Source organism: Delftia sp. WSY_12, from assembly GCF_043104645.1.
Classification (GTDB): Bacteria; Pseudomonadota; Gammaproteobacteria; order Burkholderiales; family Burkholderiaceae_C; genus Comamonas; species Comamonas tsuruhatensis.
Window position 1 is genome coordinate 36,219 of sequence record NZ_JBICKW010000009.1, and the last position, 25,005, is coordinate 61,223.

Genomic DNA, 25,005 nt, shown 5'->3' on the forward strand with positions numbered 1-25,005 from the left:
CCCGGCCCGGGAGCGTGCCCATCATGCAACGGATCGCAACGATGCGGCGGCAGCGCCCGCTCATGGAGGCGGCGCGGTCAGCACCGGCATGCGGGCCCACCAGGTATCCATGGCCCAGCTCTCGCCCTTCGCGTAGGCGGGAACCACGGCGGGCCGCACCAGCCGCCAGGAGTCGTAGACCATGCGGTGCGTTCCCGCGCTCCACTGCGGAATCAGGTAGTGTCCATGCGCGATGACACGCTCCAGTGCGTGGCACGCGGGCAACAGCTGCGCCTCGGTCTTGGCCTCGGTCATGCGCCGGATCAAGGCATCGACGGCGGGATTCTTGACTCCGGGAAAATTGCCCGAGCCGTCCGTGTCCGCCGCCCGACTGCCGAACAGGTCGGCGAATTCCTGGCCCGGGTTGTTCGTGCCCTGGTAGGCAATGGAGATGATGTCGTAGTCGAACTTCTCCACACGCTGCTGGTACAGCGCAAAGTCCGCCGAGCGAAAGCGCAGCCGTATGCCCAGCTTTTCCAGATTGCGTATCCAGGGCGAGACCTGGCGTATGCCCGACTCGCTGCTGTCCAGGTACTCCAGCTCCATGGCCTGGCCCCGCGCATTGCGCAGCACACCATCCTGAATGGTCCAGCCGGCATCGGCCAGCAATTGCCGCGCCTGGCGCAGGTTGGCACGCAGCGAGTTGTTGCCATCGGTGCGCGGCGGCTCGGCCATGGGGCCGAAGGCCTCCGGCGGAATGCTCTTGCGCAGGGGCTCCATGAGCGCCAGCTCCTCTGGCGAGGGCTCGCCATGGGTCTCGCAGGCCGTGTTGCCGAACAGCCCGCGCACGCGCTGGTAGGAGCCGTAGAACATCTGCCGGTTCATCCATTCGTAGTCCAGGGCAAGGTCCAGCGCACGGCGAACGCGCACGTCCTGCAGCAAAGGGCGCCGGGTGTTGAGCACATAGCTCTGGAACCCCGAGGGCAGCTTGTTGCTGAATTCGCCCTTGACCAGCTCGCCCCGGTCGAAGCGCTTGCCGTACAGGCGCCGCGCCCAGTCGCCGGCGCTGTAAAAACGCATCAGGTCGAACTCGCCGGCCTTCAGCGCTTCCAGCTTCGCCGTGTTGTCGCGGTAGATCTTGACGGAGATGCGGTCGAAATTGGCCGTGCCCACGCGCGCGGGCAGATCGCGCCCCCAGTAGTCCGGGTCGCGCACATAGGTGATGTCCTTGCCGAAGCGCACAGGTCCTATCCTGTAGGGCCCACTGCCGATGGGCGTATCCGTCACCACCTGGTCGAAGGGCTTGGGCTTGCCGTTTTCCATGCCCCAGTCGCGGCTGAAGACGGGAATGGCGCCCACAACCAGCGGCAGTTCCCGGTTCGGCTGCTTGAAGCGAAAGCGCACCGTGCGTTCATCCAGCACGTCGACCCCCGCCACATCGAAGAACAGCGATCGGTAGCCAGGCAATGCGTGCGGCCCCACCAGCGTGTCATAGCTGAACTTGACATCGGCAGCCAGCACGGGCTTGCCGTTGTGAAAGCGCGCTTGCGGCCGCAGCCGGAACGTGGCAGACAGGCCGTCGGGGGCAGCCTGCACATCCTCTGCCAGCAGTCCGTAGCCCGTGGCGGTCTCGTCCAGCGAGGGCCACAGCAGGGTGTCGAACATCAGTTCGGCCAGATAGGCCGGAGACGATCCCTTGATGGTGAACGGGTTGTACTTGTCAAAGGTGGAGATGCGCAGGTTGCTCACCAGGCGCAGCTCGCCGCCCTTGGGGGCCTTGGCGTTGACATAGTCGAAATGGCTGAAGCCCTCGGCATAGCGGGGCTCTCCCCACAGGGCATAGGCATGCGAGCCCCACGCCGGCACACACGCCGAGGCCAGCAGCAGCGAAGAAATCATCCAATGGCGCATGCGACAATTCTGCACCACGCAGCCAGCCGCCCGCTGGCAAACGCTGACGCGGGGCCCCGCCTTCGCCGCCAGCTGCTGCGCACTTCCACTCACTTCCTCTGGAGAACAACAATGGGCTTTCTCGCCGGTAAAAAACTGCTGATCACGGGCGTTCTGTCCAACCGCTCCATCGCCTACGGCATCGCCAAGGCCTGCCACGCACAGGGCGCGGAGCTGGCGTTCAGCTATGTGGGCGAGCGCTTCAAGGACCGCATCACCGAGTTCGCCGCAGAATTCGACTCCAAGCTGATCTTCGACTGCGACGTGGCTGACGACGCCCAGATCGACAAGCTGTTCACCGACCTGGGCGCCACCTGGGGCAAGTTCGACGGCTTCGTGCACAGCATCGGCTTCGCGCCCCGCGAGGCCATCGCCGGCAACTTCCTGGAAGGCCTGTCGCGCGAGGGCTTCAAGATCGCGCACGACATCAGCGCCTACAGCTTCCCCGCGATGGCCAAGGCGGCCCTGCCTTACCTCAATGACAAGTCCTCGCTGCTGACGCTGTCGTACCTGGGCGCGCTGCGCTCCATCCCCAACTACAACACCATGGGCCTGGCCAAGGCATCGCTGGAAGCCTCGGTGCGCTACCTGGCCGAGGCCGTGGGCCGCACGGCAGACGGCCGCGCCATCCGCGCCAACGGCATCTCGGCCGGTCCCATCAAGACGCTGGCCGCATCGGGCATCAAGGACTTCGGCAAGCTGCTGGGCCGCGTGGCCGATGCATCGCCGCTGCGCCGCAACGTGACCATCGAGGATGTGGGCAATGTGGCCGCCTTCCTGCTGTCCGACCTCGCCTCGGGCGTGACGGCCGAGATCACCTACGTGGACGGCGGCTTCAGCCAGACTGCAGGCCTGTCGGCCGACCAGGTCTAAGCGGCCACCGCCACCCGACCGGCCCCGCAGGCATTGCCGCCTGCGGGGCTTTTTTTCGCCCGGAACCCACGACTGCGGGACCTGCCTGCACGCGCAAGGAAATACACATCGGCTTGACTGAGGTCATTTTTGTTTTGAATGAGAATGATTCTCATGAATAATACAATTCTCAGATCAATATCAAGGAATCTCTGAAACCCTCGGAGCCAGCAGAGATGCAAGCAACCCCTGACCTCAGCCTGCCCTCTCCCGTTCCAGCCCCCATCGATGCTGCACTGCAGGCCTCGTCCCGGGTCTTCGACATCGCGGCAACGGCCCTGCCCTCGCGGCTGGCGCACTGACTGCAGGTCTCGCCCCCCCCACACGCCTTACGACGCACCGATTTCCCCCGTAGTCCCTGAAAGAAACCACATGAGCAACTACACCCTGCCTCCCCTGAACTACGCCTACGACGCGCTGGAGCCCCATATCGATGCGCAGACCATGGAGATCCACTACACCAAGCACCATCAGGCCTATGTGAACAACCTGAATGCCGCACTCAAGGACACGCCGCACGGCAGCCAGCCCGTGGAGCAGCTGATCGCCGACCTGTCCCTGCTGCCCGAAGGCGTGCGCGGCGCCGTGCGCAACAACGGCGGCGGCCATGCCAACCACAGCCTGTTCTGGACCGTGATGGCCCCGGTGGACCAGGGCGGCGGCGGTGCTCCCTCGGGCGAACTGGCACAGGCCATTGACCGGGAACTGGGCGGCTTCGATGCCTTCAAGGCCGCCTTCACCCAGGCCGCGCTCACGCGCTTTGGCAGCGGCTGGGCCTGGCTGGTGGTGGGCAAGGACGGCAAGCTGGCCGTGGAAAGCAGTGGCAACCAGGACAGCCCGCTGATGGCCGGCATCGGCTCCGGCGCCACCCCCATCCTGGGCCTGGACGTGTGGGAACACGCCTACTACCTCAAGTACCAGAACCGCCGCCCTGAATACATCGCGGCGTTCTACAACGTAGTCAACTGGGCCGAAGTGGCCCGCCGCTACGCCGCCGCACGCGGCTGAACGGTCCGCAACGCCAACCTCTGACCTCGACCAGCATGGATCTGCCACAACGCTTCCGCTCCAAGACCAGCGTACGGTCCAACATCCGCCTGTGGATCGGCCTGGCCATCATGATGGCCGGCGCCTGGGCGCTCACCAGCCAGTTCTGGGCCTATGCCCAGAACCATCCGGTGGTCTTCCAGGCCCTGGCCGGCGGCTCGGCAGCCGCGCTGGCGACAGCCCTGGGCACCGTGCCCGTGATGCTGTCCCAGCGCCTGTCCGAGCGCACGCAGGACACCTTGTTCGGCTTTGGCGCCGGCGTCATGCTGGCGGCCTGCGCCTTCTCGCTGATCCTGCCGGGGCTGGAAGCGGTGCGTACGCAGGGCCTGTTTGGGGGCGGGGGCTGGGCGGCAGGCGCTGTCATCGGCACGGCAATCCTGCTGGGCGGCGCGGCGCTCATGCTCATGGACCGGCTGCTGCCGCACGAGCACTTCATCAAGGGCCGCGAAGGCCTGGACCCGCAAGGCGCGCGCAAGCTGCAGCGCACCTGGCTGTTCGTCTTTGCCATTGCCCTGCACAACCTGCCCGAAGGCCTGGCCATCGGCGTGGGCTATGCGGGCAACGACGGACTGCGCGCCAATGCGCTGGCCACAGGCATTGCCATCCAGGATGTGCCCGAGGGCCTGGTGGTCGCCGTGGCCCTGCTGGCTGCGGGCTACAAGCGCAGCTTTGCCGTGGCGCTGGGCATGGCATCGGGCCTGGTGGAGCCGCTGGGCGCCGTGCTGGGCGCAGTCATCGTCAGCGGCTCGGCCGCGCTGCTTCCCTGGGGCCTGGGCTTTGCGGCAGGCGCCATGCTGTTCGTGATCAGCCACGAAATCATTCCCGAGTCGCACCGCAAGGGCCACGAGGCCTTTGCCACGGGCGGCCTCATGCTGGGCTTTGTGCTGATGATGGTGCTGGACACGGCCCTGGGCTGAGCCAGCGCACCGCGCACGCCTGGCTCAGGGCAGCAAAAGCCCCAGTTCCCGCGCCGCCGCCAGCACATGGCGGGCGTGGCGCTCTTCATAGCGGTGGGCTGGCATGGTCAGTGTCAGCGCCGCTGCCAATTCCCCATCGCGCTTGAACACGGGGGCCGAAATCCCTGCGATCTCGCGGTGCCTGTCCCCCACCATGGCGCAGTAGCCATCGGCACGCACACGGGCTAGCTGCGTGCGGCTGCCGCCGCGCGATGCGGCGTACAGTTCGGTGTCGAAAGCCGACAGCACGCGCCCGCCTGCGCCCTGGCCCAGCGGCAGCAGATCGCCCGTGCGTGCATGGTCGCGCACGGGATGGGGCGAATCCACGCGGTACAGGCACAGCCGGTCCTGGCCCTGGCGCACGTGGTAGGCCGCACTTTCGCCCGTGGCCTGCACCAGGGTGCGCAGCACGGGCATGACCACGCTGTCCAGCGAGAAATGCCGGGCATAGACGGTGTTCAGCCGCGCCACGGCCGGGCCCACGGCGTAGCGGCCGTCATCCATGCGCAGCACCCAGCCGCCATGCTCCAGCGAGGCCAGCAGCCGCAGCACGGTGCTCTTGTACAGGCGCGTGCGCTCCGACAACTGGGCCAGCGTCAGCCCGTCGTCGCCGTCACGAAACGCTGCCAGCAGGCTCAAGGCCCTGTCCACGGCCGCCACGCCGCCCGGCGCGGCGTTCTCGTCGGCCACCGATTCCGTCACTGATTTGCGAGGCATAAAAAGGCACCCAAGGGAAAACCCCAGGCACGCAGGCTTGACGATGGCGCGTGCAGCAGGGAATATTTCAATAGAGAGAATATAGTTCTATCTATTAGAACCACACAGAACCCCGATGTCAACAGGTGAATCCGCCACCATCGACACCCACCACCGGATGCAACTGCCCATGTCCTCCCACCGTTTTGACGTACTCATCAGCGAAGTCGGCCCGCGCGACGGCCTGCAGTCCGTGGCCTCCACCATGTCCACGGCGCACAAGCTGGCCTGGATCGCCGCGCTGGCCCATGCAGGCCTGCAGGAGATCGAGGTCGGCTCCTTCGTCTCGCCCAAGCTGCTGCCGCAGATGGCCGACGCGGCCGAGGTGGTCGCCCAGGCCATCACCCTGCCGGGCGTCACCGTGATGGCCCTGGCCCCCAATCTGCGCGGCGCCGAGGCCGCGCTGCGCGCCGGCGCCCACAAGGTCACGCTGCCCGTCTCGGCCAGCCCCGCGCACTCCATGGCCAATGTGCGCAAGACGCCCATGCAGATGGTGGACGAGGTGCGGGCCATTGCAGCGCTGCGCGACGAGATCGCGCCGCAGGCCCTGATCGAGGCGGGCATCTCCACGGCCTTCGGCTGCACGCTGCAAGGGCTGGTGCCCGAGGACGAAGTGATTGCACTGGCCCTGGCCTGCGTGGCGGCGGGCGCCGATGAATCGGGCCTGTCCGACACCACGGGCATGGCCAACCCGGCCCAGGTGCGGCGCCTGTTCACACGGCTGCGCGCCGAGCTGGGCGAACATGCAGGCGCGGCCCACATGCACAATACGCGCGGCCTGGGCCTGGCCAACTGCCTGGCCGCCTACGAGGCCGGCGTGCGCACCTTCGATGCCTCGCTGGCCGGCCTGGGCGGCTGCCCGTATGCGCCCGGAGCCTCGGGCAACGTGGTCACCGAAGACCTGGTCTTCATGTTCGAGGCCATGGGCATCCGCACCGGCGTGGACATCGATCGCCTGATCGCCGCCCGCCAGCCCCTGGCCGCAGGCCTGCCCGGCGAGGAGCTGCACGGCATGACGCCGCTGGCCGGACTGCCCAAGGGCTTTGTGCCCCGCATCTACGCACCGGCCTGAGCCGCAGCGACAAACCACACATTCATTCACCGTTTTTCCATGAGCCAACCCAACTCCCCCGACACGGCCGCAGGCCAGGCCACGCCACTGCCCTACGCAGGCATCCGCGTGGTCGAGTTCACCCACATGGTCATGGGCCCGTCCTGCGGCATGATGCTGGCCGACCTGGGCGCCGAAGTCATCAAGATCGAGCCCGTGGGCCACGGCCGCGACGGCGATGCCACGCGCAAGCTGCTGGGCTCGGGCTCGGGCTTTTTCCCGCTGTTCAACCGCAACAAGAAAAGCCTGACGCTGGACCTGCAGACCGAGGAAGGCAAGCAGGCCGCGCTGCGCCTGATCGCCACGGCCGACGTGGTCTGCGAGAACTTCAAGCCCGGCACCATGCGCAAGCTGGGCCTGGACTACGACAGCCTCAAGGACCGCTTCGAGCGCCTCATCTACGTGAGCCACAAGGGCTTTCTGCCCGGCCCCTACGAGCACCGCACGGCGCTGGACGAAGTGGTGCAGATGATGGGCGGCCTGGCCTACATGACGGGCCGCCCCGGCGACCCGCTGCGCGCGGGCGCCAGCGTCAACGACATCATGGGCGGCATGTTCGGCGCCATGGGCGCGATGGCTGCCCTGGCCCAGCGCGAGAAGACCGGGCGCGGCCAGGAAGTGCAAAGCGCGCTGTTCGAGAACAACATCTTCCTGGTCGCCCAGCACATGATGCAGTTCGCCGTCACCGGCAAGCCGGCCGCGCCCATGCCGGCACGCATCTCGGCCTGGGCCATCTACGACGTGTTCGAAGTCCGGGACGGCGAGCAGATCTTCCTGGCCGTGGTCAGCGATGGCGCCTGGCGCCTGTTCTGCGACGCCTTCGGCCTGGGCGAGCTGCGCGACGATCCGCGCCTTGGCAGCAACAACGACCGCGTGCTGGCGCGCAGCTGGCTGATGCCGCTGCTGCGCGAGAAGATGGCCCCGCACAGCGCCGCCCACATTGCGGAGATCTTCGAGAAGAACGGCCTGCCCTTCGCGCCCATCGCACGCCCGCAGGACCTGCTGGAAGACCCGCACCTGAACGCCACGGGCGCGCTGGCCCCCATCACCCTGCCCGATGGTCGCGAAACCAAGACCGTGCTGCTGCCCTTCACGCTGGACGGCAAGCGCCTGGATGTGCGCCTGTCGCCGCCGCGCCTGGGCGAGCACAGCCTGGAGATCCTCACCGCCCTGGGCTACAGCAGCGAGCAGGCCCTGGCCCTGGCCCGGGGCGACGCCACCGACAGCCACGCCAAGGCTTCCCACTGACGCCAGGCTGAGCCGCTGAAGGCGCCGCCGTCCACCCGGCGCGCGGCGCCCCTGCAACCTTGCACCCCATCCACCCCACACCGGACGACGCTTGCCGCGCGCCCGGCGGGGAGGCCTTTTCCCAAAAATTCCCGGAGACAACACCGTGCCCGCCATCCACCGCAACCCGGCCGCCCAAAAAACAGATACAGACACTGACACAGACCCAGGCCCGCCCTTGTTCCGCCCCGCGCCGCCAGTTGATGCTGTGCGCCCTGCCCGCATTGGCTGCCGCCCTGCTCCCGTTGGCGGCCCAGGCCCAGCCTGACCACTGGCCCTCACGCGCCGTGCGCATGGTCGTGCCCTACACGCCGGGCGGCGGCACGGACGCGGTCGCGCGCCAGATCAGCGAGCGCGTGGGCACGCTGAACAAATGGACCGTGGTCGTGGACAACAAGCCCGGCGCGGGCGGCAACATCGGCCTGGATGCCGTGGCCAAGTCCGCGCCGGATGGCTATACCTTCGGCATGGGCCAGACCGCCAACCTCGCCATCAACCCCGCCCTGCTGCCCAGCATGCCCTTCAACCCGCGCACCGAGCTGATCCCCGTGGCCCTGGTCGCCGCCCAGCCCACGGTGCTGGTCGTGCCGCAGGACTCGCCATGGAAGTCGGTGCAAGACCTGGTCAAGGCCGCCAAGGCCGACCCGGGCGGCATCCGCCAGGGCCTGGCATCGACGGGCACGGTAGGCCACCTGGCCGGCGAGATGCTGGCCTTCAAGGCCGGCATCCAGGTACTCAACGTGCCCTACAAGGGCGCAGCGCCGGCCGTGACCGACCTGCTGGGCAAGCAGACGCACTACATGTTCGGCACGCCCCAGGCCGTCTATCCGCTGCTCAAGGGCGGCAAGCTGCGCGCCCTGGCCGTGACCTCGGCCAGGCGCCTGCCCATCCTGCCGGAGGTACCCACGGTGGCCGAATCGGGCTATGCAGGCTTCGAGGCCGTGGACTGGAAGCTGATCGTCGCGCCCAAGGGCACGCCGGCCGCCGTCGTGCAGAAGATGAATACCGCCGTGAACGCGGCCCTGCAGCAGCCCGCCGTGCAGCAGCAACTGCAGGCCGAGGGCAGCACGGCCCTGGGCGGCAGCATGCAGGACGCGGCCCGGTACCTGCTCAAGGAGCAGACGGACTGGGCCGCGCTGATCCGCGATGCCAGGATCCGCCTGGAGTGAGCGGCAAACAGCGGGCAAGAAAAAAGGCGCGGCGCCCCTTGCGGGGACCGCGCCTTTTTGACGGGCCGTCGTCAGCCGGCCAGCCGATCAGATCGTGCGGCCGAAGGGGCCATCATCGCCCACCTGCACCATCTTGCGGCCGCGCGCCGGCTTGGCGGCCGTGCCGACTTCCGGCGCCGACCCGGCCTTGCGGGCCGCTGCGGGGCGCTTGGCCGGCGCCTTGACGGCAGCAGCCTTCACGGCCTTTTTGGCAGCGGGCTTTGCCGCAGCCTTGGCAGCCGGCTTGGCCGCCGCCTTGGCCGCTGCGGATTTTCCGGCCACAGACTTGCCGGCAGCCGGCACCTTGCGGGCAGGAGCGGCCTGGGCCACGCAGTCGGCGTAGTAGCGCACCTCGCCGTCCGCGTCCTCCAGCTCCACCAGGCCGTGGATGTCGGTCTCGAAGCCAGGGCACTCCTTGGCGAACTCACGCGCGAACAGCAGGTAATCCACGATCTTGCGGTTGAACACCTCGCCGGGGATCAGCAGCGGAATGCCGGGCGGGTACGGCGTGACCAGGCCCACGGTGATGCGGCCTTCCAGGTGGTCGATCTCCACGCGCTCGGTCTTGCGGTGCGCGATGTGGGCGTAGGCATCGCTGGGCTTCATCGCGGGCTTGAGGTCCGACAGATACATCTCGGTCGTCAGGCGGGCGATGTCGTACTTGGCGTACAGCTCGTGCACGTGCTGGCACAGGTCGCGCAGGCCCATGCGCTCGTAGCGGCGGTGCTGCTGGCAGAACTCGGGCAGGATGCGTGCCAGCGGCTGGTTGCGGTCGTAGTCGTCCTTGAACTGCTGCAGCGCCGTCAGCATGGTGTTCCAGCGGCCCTTGGTGATGCCGATGGTGAACATGATGAAGAACGAGTACAGGCCCGTCTTCTCCACCACCACGCCGTGCTCGGCCAGGTACTTGGTCACGATGGAGGCCGGGATGCCCGTGTCCGAGAAATCGCCGTCCAGGTCCAGGCCCGGCGTCACGATGGTGGACTTGATCGGGTCCAGCATGTTGAAGCCGTCGGCCAGCTCGCCAAAGCCGTGCCAGTTGTCGAACTCCTTGCCGTTCTTGGCCTTGGAGCGCTTGGGCGCCGCGTCCTGGCCGCGGATGATCCAGTCCTGGGCCGAGCCGACGCCTTCATCGGCCAGCTTCTCGGGACCCCAGACCTCGAACCACCAGTCGTCGTCGCCGAACTCGTCTTCGACCTTGCGCATGGCACGGCGGAAGTCCAGCGCCTCCAGAATCGACTCTTCCACCAGGGCCGTGCCGCCAGGCGGCTCCATCATCGCGGCGGCCACGTCGCAGCTGGCGATGATGCTGTACTGGGGGCTGGTCGAGGTGTGCATCAGGTACGCCTCGTTGAACAGGTGGTGGTCCAGCTTTTCGGTCTGGCTGTCCTGCACCAGCACATGCGATGCCTGGCTGATGCCGGCCAGCAGCTTGTGGATGGACTGCGTGGCATACACCACCGAGTGCTTGGGGCGCGCGCGCTTCTTGCCCATGGCGTGGTAGCTGCCATAGAACGGGTGGAAGGCAGCGTGCGGCAGCCAGGCCTCATCGAAGTGCAGGTTGGCCACATAGCCGTCCAGCATGCTCTTGATGGTCTCGGTGTTGTAGAGCACGCCGTCGTAGGTGGACTGCGTCAGCGTCAGCACGCGGGGCTTGACCGTCTTGGCATCCACGCCCTTGAGCAGCGGATTGGCCGCGATCTTGGCCTGGATGGACTCCACCGAGAACTCGCTTTGCGGGATCGGGCCGATGATGCCGAAGTGGTTGCGCGTGGGCTTGAGGAACACCGGAATCGCACCCGTCATGATGATGGAGTGCAGGATGGACTTGTGGCAGTTGCGGTCCACCACGACCACGTCGCCGGGCGCCACGGCGTGGTGCCAGACGATCTTGTTCGACGTGGACGTGCCGTTGGTCACGAAGTAGCAGTGATCGGCATTGAAGATGCGCGCGGCATTGCGCTCGCTCTCGCCGATGGCGCCGTTGTGGTCCAGCAATTGGCCCAGTTCCTCCACCGCGTTGCACACGTCGGCGCGCAGCATGTTCTCGCCGTAGAACTGGTGGTACATCTGGCCCACGGGGCTCTTGAGGAAGGCCACGCCGCCCGAGTGTCCGGGGCAGTGCCAGCTGTAGGAGCCGTCTTCCGCATAGTCCAGCAGCGCCTTGAAGAACGGCGGCTGCACACCTTCCAGGTAGCTCTTGGCCTCGCGGATGATGTGCTTGGCCACGAACTCCGGCGTGTCCTCGAACATGTGGATGAAGCCGTGCAGCTCGCGCAGGATGTCGTTGGGCAGGTGGCGGCTGGTCTTGGTCTCGCCGTAGATGTAGATCGGCACATCGGCGTTCTTGCGGCGCACTTCGCCGATGAAGCTGCGCAGGCTGTGGATCACGGGATCGCTTTCGCCACCCAGCGAGAACTCCTCGTCATCGATGGACAGGATGAAGGCACTGGCCCGGCTTTGCTGCTGCGCGAACTGCGACAGGTCGCCGTAGCTGGTCACCCCCAGCACCTCGAAACCTTCTTGCTCGATGGCCTGTGCCAGGGCGCGGATGCCCAGGCCCGAGGTGTTCTCGGAACGGTAGTCCTCGTCGATGATGACGATGGGAAAGCGAAACTTCATGGGGGCAGCCTCCGTAACCTGAGCGGGCCTAAAAAACGAAACAGGCGCGAAGTGTAAGGAATATCCTTATTGCGCCTTTGAAGCGTGCGGCTTTTCACCCAGAATGTGGTGCACTAAACACAAGCAACCGTCATAAACAGGGAGTCTGGGAATGGAATATTCCACCATCTGGTGGCTCGTCGCCGGCGCATTGGTCATCGCCGAATTGCTGACCGGCAGCTTCTATCTGCTGATGCTGGCACTGGGCGCCATCGTCGGCGCGCTGTGCGCCCACATGGGCCTGGCGCCCATTGCCCAGCTCGTCATTGCCGCCGTGCTCGGCAGCGCCTTCGTACTGGCCTGCTACTTGGTGCGCCGGCGCCTGCCCAGCCGCCAGCCCGCCTCCAGCAACCGCGACGTCAACCTCGATGTCGGCGAATCCGTCATGGTCGAGCAATGGAACTCCGACGGCACGGCCCAGGTCCGCTACCGCGGAGCCCAATGGACCGTGATCAGCCGTCCGGGCAACCTGCCCTCTGCCGGCATGCACCGCGTGGCCGAGGTCGTCGGCAACCGGCTGCTGGTGGACAAACTCTGATTGCCCATCCCCACGCCCGCGCTTCACGGCGCGGGCATCTGCATCGGGCATAGTGGCAGGCACCATCCGCCAGCCGTCCCGCCGCCCTCTTGTTTCACCGAACGCCCCTCCGGGGCCTGGAGACACCATGGAAATCGCCATCGTCATTCTGGTCATCGCGGCCATCTTCATCGCACGGTCCATCAAGGTCGTGCCCCAGCAGCACGCCTGGGTCAAGGAACGCCTCGGCAAGTACGCCGGCACGCTCACGCCCGGCCTGAACTTCCTCGTGCCCTTCGTGGACCGCGTGGCCTACAAGCACAGCCTCAAGGAAATCCCGCTGGACGTGCCCAGCCAGGTCTGCATCACGCGCGACAACACCCAGCTGCAGGTGGATGGCATCCTCTACTTCCAGGTCACCGATCCCATGCGCGCCAGCTACGGCTCGTCCAACTACATCATGGCCGTCACCCAGCTGGCCCAGACCTCGCTGCGTTCCGTGATCGGCAAGCTCGAACTGGACAAGACCTTCGAGGAGCGCGACATGATCAACGCCCAGGTGGTCTCCGCCATCGACGAGGCCGCGCTCAACTGGGGCGTGAAGGTGCTGCGCTATGAAATCAAGGACCTGACGCCGCCGGCCGAAATCCTGCGCTCCATGCAGGCCCAGATCACGGCCGAGCGCGAAAAGCGCGCCCTGATCGCAGCCTCCGAAGGCCGCCGCCAGGAACAGATCAACATCGCCACGGGCGAGCGCGAAGCCTTCATCGCCCGCTCCGAAGGCGAGAAGCAGGCCGTCATCAACAAGGCCCAGGGCGAGGCCGAGTCCATCAAGGCGGTCGCAGACGCCACGGCCCAGGCCATCGAACGCGTGGCCAACGCCATCCGCCAGCCCGGTGGCGAGCAGGCCGTGCAGCTCAAGGTCGCCGAAAAGGCCGTCGAGGCCTATGGCCAGGTCGCCTCTGATGCCACCACCACGCTGATCGTGCCCAGCAACATGACCGAAGTCTCCAGCCTGATCACCTCGGCCATGAAGATGATCCAGACCGGCCAGCGCACCAGCTGAGAGCCGCCGCCACGCCATGAACAACGGGCCATCGCGGCCCGTTTTTCATTGCAGCGGCGTTGTGCGGATCAGGCGGGTGCGCCCACCTGCTGCACCAGGCCCATGGCGAAGCGCCCGTGGCCCACGGACCAGTCCGAGTAGTCGTTCTCATGCATGAAGATGAACACGTCGGCCGGCGCCACCCCCGCCCCTTCATGCAGATTGCGCCCAATGGCCGCATACAAGGCCTTCTTCATCGCATCGCTGCGCCCGCGCCGCATGGTGATCTCGACCACCACCACCGCATCCGAACGCGCTACCCCGTTGAAACTGCGGCTGAACGCGAACTGCCCGGGAGCGTACGGATGCACCATGTTGAACAGTTCGTCCTCGGGCATGCCGATGCCCTCCACCAGGGCGCGGTGAATGCCCTGCACGACGGCATCGCGCTGGGAAGCGGAGGTGGACTGGGGCAGATAGGTGTGGACGAAGGGCATGGTGCTATGTGCTTTGGGATCGAATGGAGAGGGAAAGTCCGGCCAGAATCCACGCAGGAATTGCCGGCCGAAGCGGCAAATCTACCGACCGGCCCATGGCCTGAAAAGCGATGATTCGGCCGGTTCTATGTACCTGGAACTCACATAGCCTCCACCCGCCCCGTGACCCGACCCATGACCCGACCCATGACCCGCCGCCTGCCCCCGCTGGCCGCCCTGCGCGCCTTTGAAGCCGCCGCACGCCTGGGCCGCATGACGGCGGCGGCGGACGAGCTGTGCGTCTCGCCCGGCGCCGTCAGCCGCCAGGTCAGGCAGCTGGAGCAGCACCTGGGCCTGCCGCTGTTCGCAGGCACCAAGGCCCGCCCCACGCTCACTGCGGCAGCACGCACCCTGCAGCCGGCGCTGACCCAGGCCTTCGAGCAGATCCATGAGGCGGTGCGCAGCCTGGGCGACGCCCACGAAGGCCCTCTGGACGTGGCCTGCTTCAGCACCTTCACCGTCAAATGGCTGATCCCCCGGCTGTTCGACTTTCACGCGCACCACCCCGGCATCGAGGTGCGCCTGCGCACTACCGACACCGGCACCGACGCTGCACGCGAAGGCTGCGACCTGCTCATCACGGCCATCACGCACGACAGCGGCGAGGCCCTTGCAGACAACGAGACGTCCCTGCCTCTTTTCGCCGAATACCTGGGCCCGGTGATGTCCCCGGCCATGGCAGGACGCCTCCAGCAGCCTGAAGACCTGGCCAGCCTCCCCTTGCTGCACACACGCGGCCGGCGCAACGCCTGGGACCTGTGGGCCGCCTCCATGGACATGGCCCCGCCCGCAGCGGCCGGCCCCGTCTACGAGCACTACTACTTCACGCTGGAAGCGGCGCTGCGCGGCCTGGGCGCGGCCGTCGCCCCCTGGCACCTGGTGATGGACGACGTGCAGGCCGGCCGCCTGCTGGCGCCCTTCGGCTTCACTGCCTCCGGCTACCGCTACCTGGCGCTGCGCCGAAGCACTGCGGTGCAGACCCGGCTCGACATCTTCTGCAACTGGCTGCAGGCGCAGGCACGGGCCATGCCCGAAGCGCCAGCCGTCCAGGGCATATCGATCACGCATGCAGGAAACTTCGCGGCCACCCCAAAAAATCGATGCTAGAATCGCGGTCTTCGGAGAGGTGGATGAGCGGTTTAAGTCGCACGCCTGGAAAGCGTGTGTGGGCTAATCCCCACCGCGGGTTCGAATCCCGCCCTCTCCGCCAGACATGGCGCCAAGCCAGTGAAAAAGCCCTGACGACGTTGGTCCCAGGGCTTTTTTTCGTCCGCCCGATGCCTGCACGGCCGCACGCGGCGATGATGGCCCTCGATCAAGGGGGCGATGACAGGGTGTTACAGCAGCGCCCCTCTGCGCTGATAGATTGCCCGGTTCAGTCTTTGCACCCGGAACGAGATGAAACCAAAAATCAACTTTATCGAGAGGGAGCGCCTCTTTCGCCGCGAGCTGAAGCGGCGCGGCGTCAAGTTCCTGCCCATGCAGGTACTGCGCCGGCTGTTCGAGAAGGCTGGTGTCTGAGGCCGGCTCAGGATCTCGCGGCTTTCCAGGGGCTCAAGCCTTCCCGAGCTGATGAAGCAGCTGGCGTAGATCGTCCTGCGAATAGGGCTTGGCCAGCCGCGTCATTCCTGGTGGCAGTGCCGGTATGTCGGCAAAGCCGCTGGCCAAGATGAAGTTCAGGCCCGGGTATCGCGCTGCAATATGCCGGGCCAGCTCCACGCCGTTCATGCCGGGCATGGCGTAGTCGGAGATGACCACGTCGAAGCGCGCCTGCCGCGCAAGCAGGTCGATGGCCTCCTGCCCGGCGCTCAGGGTCGTGACGCGGTGGCCCAGGTCTTCCAGCAGGGCCGAGGCATTGGCCCTCACCAGCGGGTCGTCATCCACCAGCAGCACATCCAGGGGCCCCACGTCCTGCACGCTTTGCCCGCCCAGATGGCAGGCCGTGCTTTCGTCCTTGGAGACGGGCATCCACATCTCCACCGTGGTGCCGCTGCCCAGGGCGCTGTGCAGCACGAGCTTGCCGCCGGACTGGGCCACCAGCCCGTCCACCATGGCCAGGCCCAGGCCGGTGCCCTTGCCCACGCCCTTGGTGGTGAAGAAGGGCTCGACCACATGCGAGAGTGTCTGTTCGTCCATGCCCTCGCCGGTGTCCACCACGCGCACGCAGACATACGAGCCCGAGGCCAGGCCCGCAAGCTGGCGCGGCAGCGTGGTTTCCACGGCCGCCGTGATCTTGATGACGCCGCCGCCCGGCATGGCATCGCGCGCATTGGCAACCAGGCTGAGGATGCTGCTCTCGAACTGGCTGGGGTCGGTGGCGATGCGCGGCAGGTCTGAGGCCAGGGCCATCTTCAGAAAGATATGCGGGCCAGCCGTCTGCTGCAGCAGGCCTTGCATCCCGGTCAGCAGCACAGCGACGTCCACGGCCTGCGTCTTCAATTCCTGCTGCCGCGCAAAGGCCATCATGCGCTGGGTCAGCGAGGCACCGCGCTGTGCGCCGCGCGTGGCGATCTCCACCAGCGAACGCAGGCGATCGTCGGGCGGCATGCGCTTGCGCAGCAATTCCAGGCTGCTGAGCACGGCCATCAGCAGATTGTTGAAATCATGGGCCACCCCGCCCGTGAAGCGGCCGATGGCCTCCATCTTCAAGGCCTGGCGCAGCTGGGCCTCGGCAGCCTTGCGCTCCGTCACATCACGCGTGACCTTGGCAAAACCGATCAGCTGGCCCTCGTCGTAGATGGCATCGATCACGACCGATGCCCAAAAACGCGAGCCGTCCTTGCGCACGCGCAGGCCTTCGGCCTCCATGCGGCCGGTGCTGACGGCCGTGCGCAGTCCCGCCTGTGGTAGCCCCGCCTGCTGGTCCTCTGGTGTGTAAAAGCGCGAGAAATGGGTATGGAGGACCTCGTCCTCTTCATAGCCCTTGATGCGCTTGGCACCCAGGTTCCAGCTGACGATGCGGCCTTCGGGATCCAGCATGTAGATCGCACAGTCGGTCACGCTCTGCACCAGCAAGGCAAAGCTGCGCTCGGCGCTGGAAAGAGGGCTGGACCGGGAAGGCACGGCCAGCGCCTGCGATGCCCCGGACGGGGGTGCATCCGCCTCGCGCACACTCAGCAGCAGGGCCAGGCTGCCATCGCCGAGCCGTACGCGCGAGCTGCATGAGGCCACGGGCCGCTCGCGTCCCGTGCAGGTCAGCAAGGGCCAGCGGCTGGCCTGCCGTGCGGCGCCTGCGGGCTCGCACTGGCTGTTGAACCAGCCTGCGCGCCCGCTGCTGGCGACGAAGCGGTCCTCGAAAACACTGCCCTCCAGGGCATCGCCGGAATGCTCCAACAGGCTCAACGCATGGCGGTTGCAGCGCGCCAGGCGTCCATCGAGTCCGACGACGAAGACTGCATCCGGAAAGGCCTCCAAAGCAGCAAGGCCCGGATCAAGGGGGAGTTGTGCGTCGGAGCCTGCAGGGGCCGGCGCCAGACCAGTCGAGGTCAGCATGTGAACGACTCCGTAGGCAAATGGGTTGAACGAGCCGGAAAAATTGTAAGCACCACGGGTTCATCGCAAGCGGTTGCATCACAGAATCAGGGACGAGCCTCCTGCTCGTGCCCGGCAATTGCGGGCGAAGGCGCAGCCTGGAGGTCCGGCTCGGCATGCAAGGCCTCGCTGAGCTGGTCCACCACCAGCGCCCAGGTCGCATCGGCATGCCACTGCTGCGAGAACAGGGCACGTTGCGCGTCGGTCCAGAACGGTGCATCCACCAGCAGCGTGTCCTTTTCCAGCCGGTGCGAGAGGATGAACTGCTTGATGCCCTCCGGGCTGGAGTCCAGACCCAGCTGGTCGAAAAGATTGGTCATGGTGGGTTCGGCTGTGATCATGGGGGGGTCCTTGTTGTACGGGGTTGGCTCAAGGCTAGAAGCTCGGCCGGCGGCACCATGTCGGACACTGAAGCAAGCTGCCGTCGGCGGCCCTTCTGCGAGTGGGCCGCAGCGCCCGCGCCGTGCAAAGCCCTGCTCCTACACGGTTGCCTCGGCGGTCCGGCGCACCATGCAGCCATCTCATCACAGGACATTGCATTCCATGAAGAAACTGCTGCTTGCTACCGCCATTTCCTTCGCAGCTGCCGCTGCCCTGTCACCCGTCCATGCCCAGGTGGGCAAGGCCGCCTCCGAAGCCGCCGACGCTGCAGACCACAAGGTGAAGGAAAAGCAGGCCGACGCCAAGGCCAAGGACAGCGGGCCAGTCGGCAAGGCCGTGAACAACGTCAAGTCGGACTACCACAACAAGCGCTCCAAGCAGTCGGCAGAGAACGCCAAGGAATCGCTGAAGAAGGCGACCGAGTAGACGGCAACGCCCGGATAGACCAAGGCCCACTCGCGTGGGCCTTTGTCTTTTGGAGAAGCCCGGCCATGCCGGGCGCAGCCTCAGAAGCTGTGCCGCAGCGCCAACATCACACTGCGCGGCGCACCGGGCAGGTTCAGGTCGGGGCTGGTGCCGTGGGCGGACACGATGCAGCAAGCAACTCAGGGCAGCGGCGCGCGCATTCCCGTCAGGCCCGGCATGACTTCCCGCATGGCCGCAATGAAGGCGCGCAGCCGCGCCGGCTGGTGGCGCGCGGGTGGGTAGACCAGATGCACGGGCAGCGGCGCCGCCTGCCAGTCGGACGCCAGATGCACCAGGCGGCCGGCCTCCAGATCCTCGCGCACGATCCAGGCCGAGGCCAGGGCCGCGCCCAGTCCGCCCAGGGCGGCGTTGCGCAGCGCATAAAGGCTGTCGGTGCTGAGCCGGGGCTCGAACTGCAGGCGCCAGGATTTGCAGACCCGCTCATCACCCACGCGGTGCAGCTGCAGCTCGCGCTGGTAGAAGGTGCGCAGCGCAATCCAGGGCAGGCCCTGCAGTTCGCGCGGGTGCTGGGGCACGCTGCCCTGCCCCAGCAAGGCAGGCGCGGCCACGGCAATGCGCGGCACCTCGGCCACGCGCAGCGCAATCACCGAAGGGTCGACCACGGTGCCGACCTGCACGGCGCAGTCGATGCCTTCGGCAATGAAGTCCGGCTGGCGGTCATGCAGCAGCCATTCGACCTTGACGGCCGGATGGCGGTCCAGAAACGCCAGCAGCGGCGCCATGAGCTGGTCTTGGCCAAAGGCGTGGGGCGCGACCACACGCAGCAGGCCGCGCGGCGTGTCCTGGGCGCCGCGCAGGTCGGACTCCAGCGCGTGCCATGCCTCCAGCAGCTCGCGCGCGTGCTCCAGGCAGCGCTGGCCGTCGTCGGTCAGCGCCATGGCGTGGGTGGAGCGCCGCAGCAGGCGCAGGCCCAGCGCGCGCTCCAGCGTCTGCAGGCGCCGGCTGACCGTGGGCTGGGTGGTGGACATCTGCTGCGCAGCGGCCGAAAGACTGCCGCTTTCGACGATGCGCACAAAGGTCTGCAGCAGTTCGATGCGGTCAGCGCCAGAAGGCAGGGGAAGGTCGGCAAGGGTCATACGCCAAGCGTATATCGATTCTGCAGGCGCAGCCACTACCGTGGTGTGCTGCGCCGCACCACACTACGGCCATCGCTTTTCAACTGCGCCTGACAGGCGCCTCAACATGTCTTCTATTCAATCTACGCATATGCAAACCGCTGCGGGCGCGCAGGCTGCCGGCGTGCCGGCATCGCTGGTGCTGCTGATGGCGACCACGGCGGGCGTGGGCGTGGCCTCGCTCTACTACAGCCAGCCCATGCTGGGGGTGCTCGGCCCCGACCTGGGCGCAGGCGAACGCGCCGTGGGCTTTGTGCCCACGCTGACCCAGCTGGGCTATGCGCTGGGCATTTTGCTGCTGGCACCGCTGGGCGACCGCATGGACCGCCGGCGCATCATCCTGGCCAAGACCGCCGCGCTGATGCTGGCCCTGCTGGCCAGCGGGCTGGCTCCGGGCCTGGCGCCGCTGCTGGCTGCCAGCCTGGCCGTGGGCCTGGCCGCCACCCTGGCGCAGGACGTGGTGCCGGCCGCCGCCACGCTGGCGCCCGAGCACCAGCGCGGCAAGGTGGTGGGCACGGTGATGACGGGGCTGCTGCTGGGCATCTTGCTGTCGCGCGTGGTCAGCGGCCTGCTGGCCGAGCATGGGGGCTGGCGCAGCGTCTACCTGCTGGCCGCCGCTGCCATGGCACTGCTGGGGGTGGCCCTGTGGCGCGGGCTGCCGAGTTTCAAACCCACCACGCAACTGGGCTATGGCGCGCTGCTGGGCTCCATGGTGCAGCTGTGGCGCAGCCAGCCTGCGCTGCGCCGCGCGGCACTGGCACAGGGCCTGCTGTCGGTGGCCTTCAGCGCGTTCTGGTCCACGCTGGCCGTGATGCTGCACCAGCAGTTCCACATGGGCAGCGCCGCTGCCGGCGCCCTGGGCCTGGCGGGTGCGGCCGGTGCGCTGGCCGCCCCGCTGGCAGGCCGGCTGGCCGACCGCAGCGGCCCGCAGCGCGTGACCTGCCTGGGTGCGGGCCTGGCCCTGGCATCGTTCGCCGTGCTGGCACTGTCGCCCTGGCTGCCGGCCGGCGCACAGCTGCCGCTGCTGGTGGCCAGCGCCATCGGTTTCGACTTCGGCATCCAGGCCACGCTGGTGGCGCACCAGACCCTGGTGTATGGCCTGGAGCCTGCGGCGCGCAGCCGGCTCAATGCGCTGCTGTTCACGGGCGTGTTCATCGGCATGGCCTCGGGCTCCGCGCTGGGCGCGCTGGCCCTGGCGCAATGGGGCTGGGGCGGCGTGGTGGCCCTGGCCTGCGCGGCATCGGCGGCAGCGCTGGGCGTGCGGCTGGCCGGCCGCCAGCACTGAAGCTGGCAGGCCGGGCCGTTGGCGGGCCTGCCAGCCTATGCCCTGGCCTGCCTATGCCCCGGCCTGCAGACGCGCCGCGCGCTGCGCCAGCCGCTGCTCCTGCGAGGCACGCAGGGCAGCGATCTGCGCCAGGATCTGCTGCTGCTTTTCCATCAGGCGCTGCGTGTGCACGCCATGGGCATCTCCCGCCAGGCCCTGGGCGATGCAGGCGAGCGCGCGCCCCGGGTCGCCGCACTGCTGCCAGGTGTAGGCCAGGTTGAGCTGGGTGCGGGCATCGCGCGGGTCTATGCGCTCGGCCTGCAGGTAGGCGTCATGCGCGGCAGCAAACTGCTCCTGGCAGAACAGGCAGTCGCCCAGCACGTTCCACAGCCAGGTGCTGAGCCAGGGGTTGAGCTCCAGCGCGCTGCGCGCCAGCTCGATGCCTGCCGCAAAGTCCCGCAGCTGCAGGCCCACGAACTCCGCCACCTCGCCCAGCAGGCGCCAGTCGCGCGGGCTGCGGGTGATGGCCTGGCGGTAGCTTTCCAGCGCGGCGTCCTGCCGGCCCGACTCCAGGTGCGTGCGGGCCTCATGGGCCGGGGCCTCGAAGAACTGCTGCGCGTCGGCGCTGAAGCGGTTGAGAAAGGCGGCCGCCGTGCGCTCGCATCCCTCGCCGATCAGCAGCCGCGCATGGATGGCCCTTTGCGCATCGCCCGGAGGCGCCAGCACCTGCCAGCCCTCGCGCCCGAACAATTGCGCCAGCAGCGGGAAGTTCAGGCCGATGGCGCTGGTGCGGCCAAAGCGCTGGGAGGCACCCGACTGGGCCGCCGCCTCGGGCGTGCAGGCGCCGTAGTCGTTGATGAGCACCAGGCCCTTGGGCGCCAGCCGCTGCTGCAGCGTCTGCAGCGCGCCGAAGGCGCCGTGGTTGACCAGCAGGCGTGTCGCGTCCTGGCTGACGGACAGGGCGGCATCCACCCAGGGCGACAGTGCCGCGTCGCCGCAGTCGAAAAATCCCGTCTCCTGCTCGAACAGGCCCACCAGGGGCAGCAGGCGCGCGCGCTCTGCCGCATCCGCGTGATCCACCAGGGCGCGGATCTCATGCGGCGACAGCGCGGTGTACTGGCGCACGAGCTGGGCATCGTCCGTCAGGCGGGTGCGTATGCGCAGCTCCTGCACCGGCCCGCCATTCTGGCGCCGCACGACGGTGGCGGGCAGCACATCCAGCACGTAGTTGCAGAACACGGCATGCAGCGGCGGCAGCGGCACCGTGCTGCCGTCGTGCAGCCGAACGGCCTCGGGGTGCATGGCGTCGCAGCAGCCTGCCACGACCTGGCCGCCAAACTCGGCAAACAGGCCGCGCTCGTGCCACTGCGCAACGGTGCGCGGCGGGCCGTCTGTCACGTAGCAGACCAGCCGCTGGTCGAAATCACGCCCTTCCTGCTGGCACAGGTGCCGGAAGGCCTGCAGGAACATGCGCGCGAACAGGCCGCAGCCCGCGCCCAGCTCCAGCACGGCAATCGTGCCCTGCGGCGCCGTGTCCGCGCAGTGATGGAACAGCAGGGCCGCCGCATCTTCGGAGAGGCGGCCGCTGTTGTTGACCACATAGGGCACCTCGTTCTCGGCAAAGGTCAACAGGCCCGCCTGCGCCCAATGCAGATGGCCCAGCTCCCACTCGATGCTTTCGGTGATGGGCCGAAAGTCCTGCAGCAGTTGCGAGGCGACGCGCACACCGGACAGCACGTCCTGCGGCGCACGGACCGCAGCGGGCGGCCCGGTGGGCGCACCGGCAGAGGCGGAAAGGGACAGGGAAACGGGCATGGACATGGACATGGACAGGGGCAAGGGCACGCGCAGCGCGGCCTCGCCCTTCGAATAGTCGGTTCTCAAGATGCTTTCTCCGGGAGATGCACGGCAGTGGCGCCTGCCCGCGCGGCGGGCGGCAGACGTCCGGCCGGGCTCAGGGCACGGGTGCCCACTTGGACCAGTTCAGGTCGGCCTGCTCGAAATCGGCCTTGAGCATGCGGCGCATGGCGGCCACCTCGTCCTGGGTGATCTGCGTTTCCTTCACCTGCTTGCCCGTGGCCAGGGTGCGGGCCTTGGCCAGATCGGCCTTGGTCACGGAGGCCGTTCCGGCCCAGATGGACTTGGCCGAACCCACGGTGACCCAGTGCTTGCCCTGGGACTGCAGGTCGGCCTGGTAGGCGGATTTCCAGCGCATGTTGTTCTGCGAAACGGCATTGAGCAGCTTGGCCAGCGAGCGCTGGTTGCTCACGCCTTCCTGGGCGAAGGCCTGCAGGTGCACGCGCTCGAACTTCAGCGGCAGCAGGCCCTGCTTGGCGGCCAGGCGGTCGCGCTCATCCCACCAGCGCGCGGCATCGGCCGCTTTGGCGGTGTGCAGCTGGTTGAGCCAGTCGGCATCGGTGACGATGCTGCCGTCGCCCTTGACCCACTGGAAGCGCTTGAAGCCGATGTCGGCCGCCCGGCCGAAGTTGTGGTTGCTCTCGCCGGGGCCGGCCTTGGTCTGGGTCTCTGCCGCCTGCTGGGCAAAGGTGCGGCGGCGGCCGGTGGGCGTGATCCACAGCGCGATCTTGTGCGTGTCGTACATCTGCTGCACCAGGCTGGCCAGCTTGGCGCGAAAGGTGGGCTCGTACTCCGCATCGTTGGCAATGGCGGCCTTGCTGGTGGCCGCATCCTGGGCCTTGGCCTCGATATACACCGTCTTGGAGTTGTTCGCGGAGCGCATGTTCTGGTGCGATGCGGGCAGCATGGCGCTGAGCTTGGCCACCGTGGCGCCACCGGCTGCCGCCAGGCCCAGTGCCTCCTTGGCGCCACCGGCCTGCGGCTGGCCGGGCGCGGCCTTGGCCGCCGCCAGCTTGTGGTCGTTCTGGAAACGCTCCAGCGCGGCGCGCGTCTGCGCGCCGTAGCTGCCGTCGTAGTCCACGCCCAGATAGGGTGCATTCTTGGCGTCCTTCACCACGCGCAGCATGGCCTGCAGCAGGGCCACGTCATGGACCTGGTTGCTGCCGCCCTCGCCTACGCTGTCCTTGATGTCTGGCATGTGTCTTCCCTCTTTGCGGTTGTCGGTGTCACGCGCTGCACGTGCTCAGCGGGCGGGATCGGTCTTGCGTTCAGGTTTCCGGCCGGGCGCCTGTTCCGCCTTCGGCAGCAGATGCGCCAAAGGCACCGTGCGCGGCTGCAGCCTGGCCGAGCAGGCACGCAGCCGCAGCGATTCGGCATGTGCCTGTGCCATATCCGCGGCCACCTGCACCAGGGCGTGATGCGGCGCAGCTCCTGCGGGGCGTGTGAGCACCACGGCATAGCCTCCCAGGCAGTCGGCCTGCTGCGCGCGCGCTGCACGCGCGGCGGCCACGCCGGCATAGCGCGCAGCCACCACGGCCTGCACGGCAGCCGGCGGCGCCGATGCCTGTTCGGCAAACGCCTGCCGGCCTGCGTTCCAGCGCAGGCTGCGGGTCTCGATCTGGTCGGGGGCGTCGTCCTGCGGTGAGTCATAGCGCACCAGCAGCACCGGGATCCGGCCCGTGGGCGCCAGCACCCAGCTTTGGTGGCTGCCTGGAGGCTCTTCGTACTGCCAGGCCAGATGCGGTCCCTGGGCCGTGGCGACATAGAGCGCATGGCGGCGCTTGGGATGGTCGAAGCCGCCCATCTGCGTGACCAGCAGGGCGCGCGCCCCGCCTTGCACGCCGGGCAGGCGCAAGGTCCGCGCCGCAGCGGTGACCGTGCCTTCTTCCTCGCCGGTCGTCCAGACGCGCGCGCGCTGCGCGGCCTCGGACAAGGGATCGCCCACGCCGTACAGCGGATCGGATGGCGCCAGCTGGGCCTGCCCTCTTGAAGCAGGCCAGGCCAGCGCCGCTGGCTTGCCTTGCTCCATACCGGCACGCACCAGCCTCAGTTCGAAGGGACAGGCCGACGCCGTGCAGGCAGGCAGGGACAACTCATAGGCAGGCGCCCCCTTGGCCGTGCCGGACGGCAGGCTTTCCAGCACCTGCCGCTGCAGCCCGGCAGCGAACGCCGTCGTACCCAGCAGCGCCACAAGCCCGAAGGCCAGTGCGGGCAATACCGGCGTCTGGCGAAATGGAGAATCGGCGTGCATTGAGTGGGAAGCCATGGTGATAGCGAGTTCCTATGATTTGCCAGACGGAAATCCGTTACTGCTGCATTTCATCGGCGCAGGCATTTTCCACAAGCTCCCATTTGATGTCTGTTGCAAAATGCATCCAACGCCGCATGAAGGAAATTCGTCCCCCG

General features: G+C 67.6%; 23 protein-coding genes and 1 tRNA gene. 14 read left to right on the plus strand and 10 right to left on the minus strand.

The features are described 5' to 3' along the window. Positions 1-60 precede the first annotated feature (60 nt). Positions 61-1,878: an extracellular solute-binding protein gene (locus ACF8LI_RS04380; protein WP_016448896.1), complete on the minus strand. Its 1,818-nt coding sequence runs from the start codon at positions 1,876-1,878 to the stop codon at positions 61-63. 123 nt (positions 1,879-2,001) lie between these two features. Here ACF8LI_RS04380 and fabI point away from each other — a divergent pair, with 123 nt between their 5' ends. The 4 genes from fabI to ACF8LI_RS04400 all read left to right on the plus strand — a co-directional run bounded on the left by fabI (position 2,002) and on the right by ACF8LI_RS04400 (position 4,805). Continuing rightward, a complete protein-coding gene (gene fabI / locus ACF8LI_RS04385; protein ID WP_392412161.1) occupies positions 2,002-2,802 on the plus strand; it encodes an enoyl-ACP reductase FabI in 801 nt (266 codons plus the stop codon). A gap of 215 nt (positions 2,803-3,017) precedes the next feature. After that, positions 3,018-3,143, plus strand: a complete 126-nt coding sequence (locus ACF8LI_RS04390) for a hypothetical protein (protein WP_016448898.1) — start codon at positions 3,018-3,020, stop codon at positions 3,141-3,143. Positions 3,144-3,213: 70 nt separating this feature from the next. Beyond that, positions 3,214-3,849, plus strand: a complete 636-nt coding sequence (locus ACF8LI_RS04395; protein WP_012204818.1) for a superoxide dismutase — start codon at positions 3,214-3,216, stop codon at positions 3,847-3,849. 35 nt (positions 3,850-3,884) lie between these two features. Then, on the plus strand, positions 3,885-4,805 hold the full coding sequence (locus ACF8LI_RS04400; RefSeq protein WP_016448900.1) for a ZIP family metal transporter: 921 nt from the start codon (positions 3,885-3,887) through the stop codon (positions 4,803-4,805). Between the two features lie 24 nt (positions 4,806-4,829). Here ACF8LI_RS04400 and ACF8LI_RS04405 read toward each other — a convergent pair whose 3' ends face one another. Further along, positions 4,830-5,561 carry an IclR family transcriptional regulator gene (locus ACF8LI_RS04405; protein WP_034392130.1) on the minus strand — a complete coding sequence of 244 codons (732 nt, stop codon included), beginning with the start codon at positions 5,559-5,561 and terminating at the stop codon, positions 4,830-4,832. Between the two features lie 157 nt (positions 5,562-5,718). Between ACF8LI_RS04405 and ACF8LI_RS04410 the strand changes: the two genes are divergently transcribed. The 3 genes from ACF8LI_RS04410 (at position 5,719) to ACF8LI_RS04420 (ending at position 9,167) form a co-directional block, all read left to right on the plus strand. After that, the gene (locus ACF8LI_RS04410) at positions 5,719-6,672 is read left to right on the plus strand and encodes a hydroxymethylglutaryl-CoA lyase (protein ID WP_043781550.1); all 954 of its coding nucleotides are present in this window, start codon (positions 5,719-5,721) and stop codon (positions 6,670-6,672) included. 39 nt (positions 6,673-6,711) lie between these two features. Further along, entirely contained in the window at positions 6,712-7,959 is a 1,248-nt protein-coding gene (locus ACF8LI_RS04415; protein ID WP_013803050.1) for a CaiB/BaiF CoA-transferase family protein, read from the plus strand. Positions 7,960-8,201: 242 nt separating this feature from the next. After that, positions 8,202-9,167, plus strand: a complete 966-nt coding sequence (locus ACF8LI_RS04420; RefSeq protein ID WP_392412164.1) for a Bug family tripartite tricarboxylate transporter substrate binding protein — start codon at positions 8,202-8,204, stop codon at positions 9,165-9,167. 87 nt (positions 9,168-9,254) lie between these two features. Here ACF8LI_RS04420 and ACF8LI_RS04425 read toward each other — a convergent pair whose 3' ends face one another. Further along, complete coding sequence (locus ACF8LI_RS04425) at positions 9,255-11,828, minus strand: arginine/lysine/ornithine decarboxylase (RefSeq protein WP_016452397.1); 2,574 nt, start codon at positions 11,826-11,828, stop codon at positions 9,255-9,257. Between the two features lie 151 nt (positions 11,829-11,979). On the opposite strand from ACF8LI_RS04425, the gene ACF8LI_RS04430 reads away from it, so the two are divergent. Continuing rightward, positions 11,980-12,405: an NfeD family protein gene (locus ACF8LI_RS04430; RefSeq protein WP_016448906.1), complete on the plus strand. Its 426-nt coding sequence runs from the start codon at positions 11,980-11,982 to the stop codon at positions 12,403-12,405. Positions 12,406-12,532: 127 nt separating this feature from the next. Beyond that, positions 12,533-13,450 carry an SPFH domain-containing protein gene (locus ACF8LI_RS04435; protein WP_016448907.1) on the plus strand — a complete coding sequence of 306 codons (918 nt, stop codon included), beginning with the start codon at positions 12,533-12,535 and terminating at the stop codon, positions 13,448-13,450. 68 nt (positions 13,451-13,518) lie between these two features. On the opposite strand, the gene ACF8LI_RS04440 is transcribed toward ACF8LI_RS04435, so the two are convergent. Continuing rightward, entirely contained in the window at positions 13,519-13,926 is a 408-nt protein-coding gene (locus ACF8LI_RS04440; protein ID WP_392412166.1) for a tautomerase family protein, read from the minus strand. 186 nt (positions 13,927-14,112) lie between these two features. On the opposite strand from ACF8LI_RS04440, the gene ACF8LI_RS04445 reads away from it, so the two are divergent. From ACF8LI_RS04445 to ACF8LI_RS04455, 3 genes are all read left to right on the plus strand, one after another. After that, positions 14,113-15,072, plus strand: coding sequence for a LysR substrate-binding domain-containing protein (locus tag ACF8LI_RS04445; protein ID WP_017403991.1), 960 nt, complete (start codon positions 14,113-14,115; stop codon positions 15,070-15,072). A gap of 13 nt (positions 15,073-15,085) precedes the next feature. Beyond that, positions 15,086-15,175 (plus strand) — tRNA-Ser (locus ACF8LI_RS04450). Positions 15,176-15,363: 188 nt separating this feature from the next. Then, positions 15,364-15,486, plus strand: coding sequence for a hypothetical protein (locus tag ACF8LI_RS04455; protein ID WP_016448910.1), 123 nt, complete (start codon positions 15,364-15,366; stop codon positions 15,484-15,486). A gap of 33 nt (positions 15,487-15,519) precedes the next feature. Here the strand turns inward: ACF8LI_RS04455 and ACF8LI_RS04460 are convergent, their stop codons facing one another. Together ACF8LI_RS04460 and ACF8LI_RS04465 are read right to left on the minus strand one after the other, a co-directional pair. Then, on the minus strand, positions 15,520-17,457 hold the full coding sequence (locus ACF8LI_RS04460) for a PAS domain S-box protein (RefSeq protein WP_392412168.1): 1,938 nt from the start codon (positions 17,455-17,457) through the stop codon (positions 15,520-15,522). Between the two features lie 86 nt (positions 17,458-17,543). Next, entirely contained in the window at positions 17,544-17,837 is a 294-nt protein-coding gene (locus ACF8LI_RS04465; protein ID WP_016452404.1) for a DUF2789 domain-containing protein, read from the minus strand. 202 nt (positions 17,838-18,039) lie between these two features. On the opposite strand from ACF8LI_RS04465, the gene ACF8LI_RS04470 reads away from it, so the two are divergent. Then, positions 18,040-18,303 (plus strand): hypothetical protein, encoded by a 264-nt coding sequence (locus ACF8LI_RS04470; RefSeq protein ID WP_016452405.1) that lies wholly within the window; start codon positions 18,040-18,042, stop codon positions 18,301-18,303. A 179-nt stretch (positions 18,304-18,482) separates the two neighbouring features. Here the strand turns inward: ACF8LI_RS04470 and ACF8LI_RS04475 are convergent, their stop codons facing one another. Continuing rightward, positions 18,483-19,439, minus strand: coding sequence for a LysR substrate-binding domain-containing protein (locus tag ACF8LI_RS04475; protein WP_392412170.1), 957 nt, complete (start codon positions 19,437-19,439; stop codon positions 18,483-18,485). 106 nt (positions 19,440-19,545) lie between these two features. Here ACF8LI_RS04475 and ACF8LI_RS04480 point away from each other — a divergent pair, with 106 nt between their 5' ends. Beyond that, the gene (locus ACF8LI_RS04480; RefSeq protein WP_074924265.1) at positions 19,546-20,763 is read left to right on the plus strand and encodes an MFS transporter; all 1,218 of its coding nucleotides are present in this window, start codon (positions 19,546-19,548) and stop codon (positions 20,761-20,763) included. A gap of 51 nt (positions 20,764-20,814) precedes the next feature. Here the strand turns inward: ACF8LI_RS04480 and ACF8LI_RS04485 are convergent, their stop codons facing one another. The 3 genes from ACF8LI_RS04485 to ACF8LI_RS04495 all read right to left on the minus strand — a co-directional run bounded on the left by ACF8LI_RS04485 (position 20,815) and on the right by ACF8LI_RS04495 (position 24,865). Further along, positions 20,815-22,626: a tetratricopeptide repeat protein gene (locus ACF8LI_RS04485; RefSeq protein ID WP_392412173.1), complete on the minus strand. Its 1,812-nt coding sequence runs from the start codon at positions 22,624-22,626 to the stop codon at positions 20,815-20,817. 70 nt (positions 22,627-22,696) lie between these two features. After that, the gene (locus ACF8LI_RS04490; protein ID WP_034364978.1) at positions 22,697-23,797 is read right to left on the minus strand and encodes a peptidoglycan-binding protein; all 1,101 of its coding nucleotides are present in this window, start codon (positions 23,795-23,797) and stop codon (positions 22,697-22,699) included. Positions 23,798-23,842: 45 nt separating this feature from the next. After that, positions 23,843-24,865, minus strand: coding sequence for a hypothetical protein (locus ACF8LI_RS04495; RefSeq protein WP_392412174.1), 1,023 nt, complete (start codon positions 24,863-24,865; stop codon positions 23,843-23,845). Between the last annotated feature and the right edge of the window lie 140 nt (positions 24,866-25,005).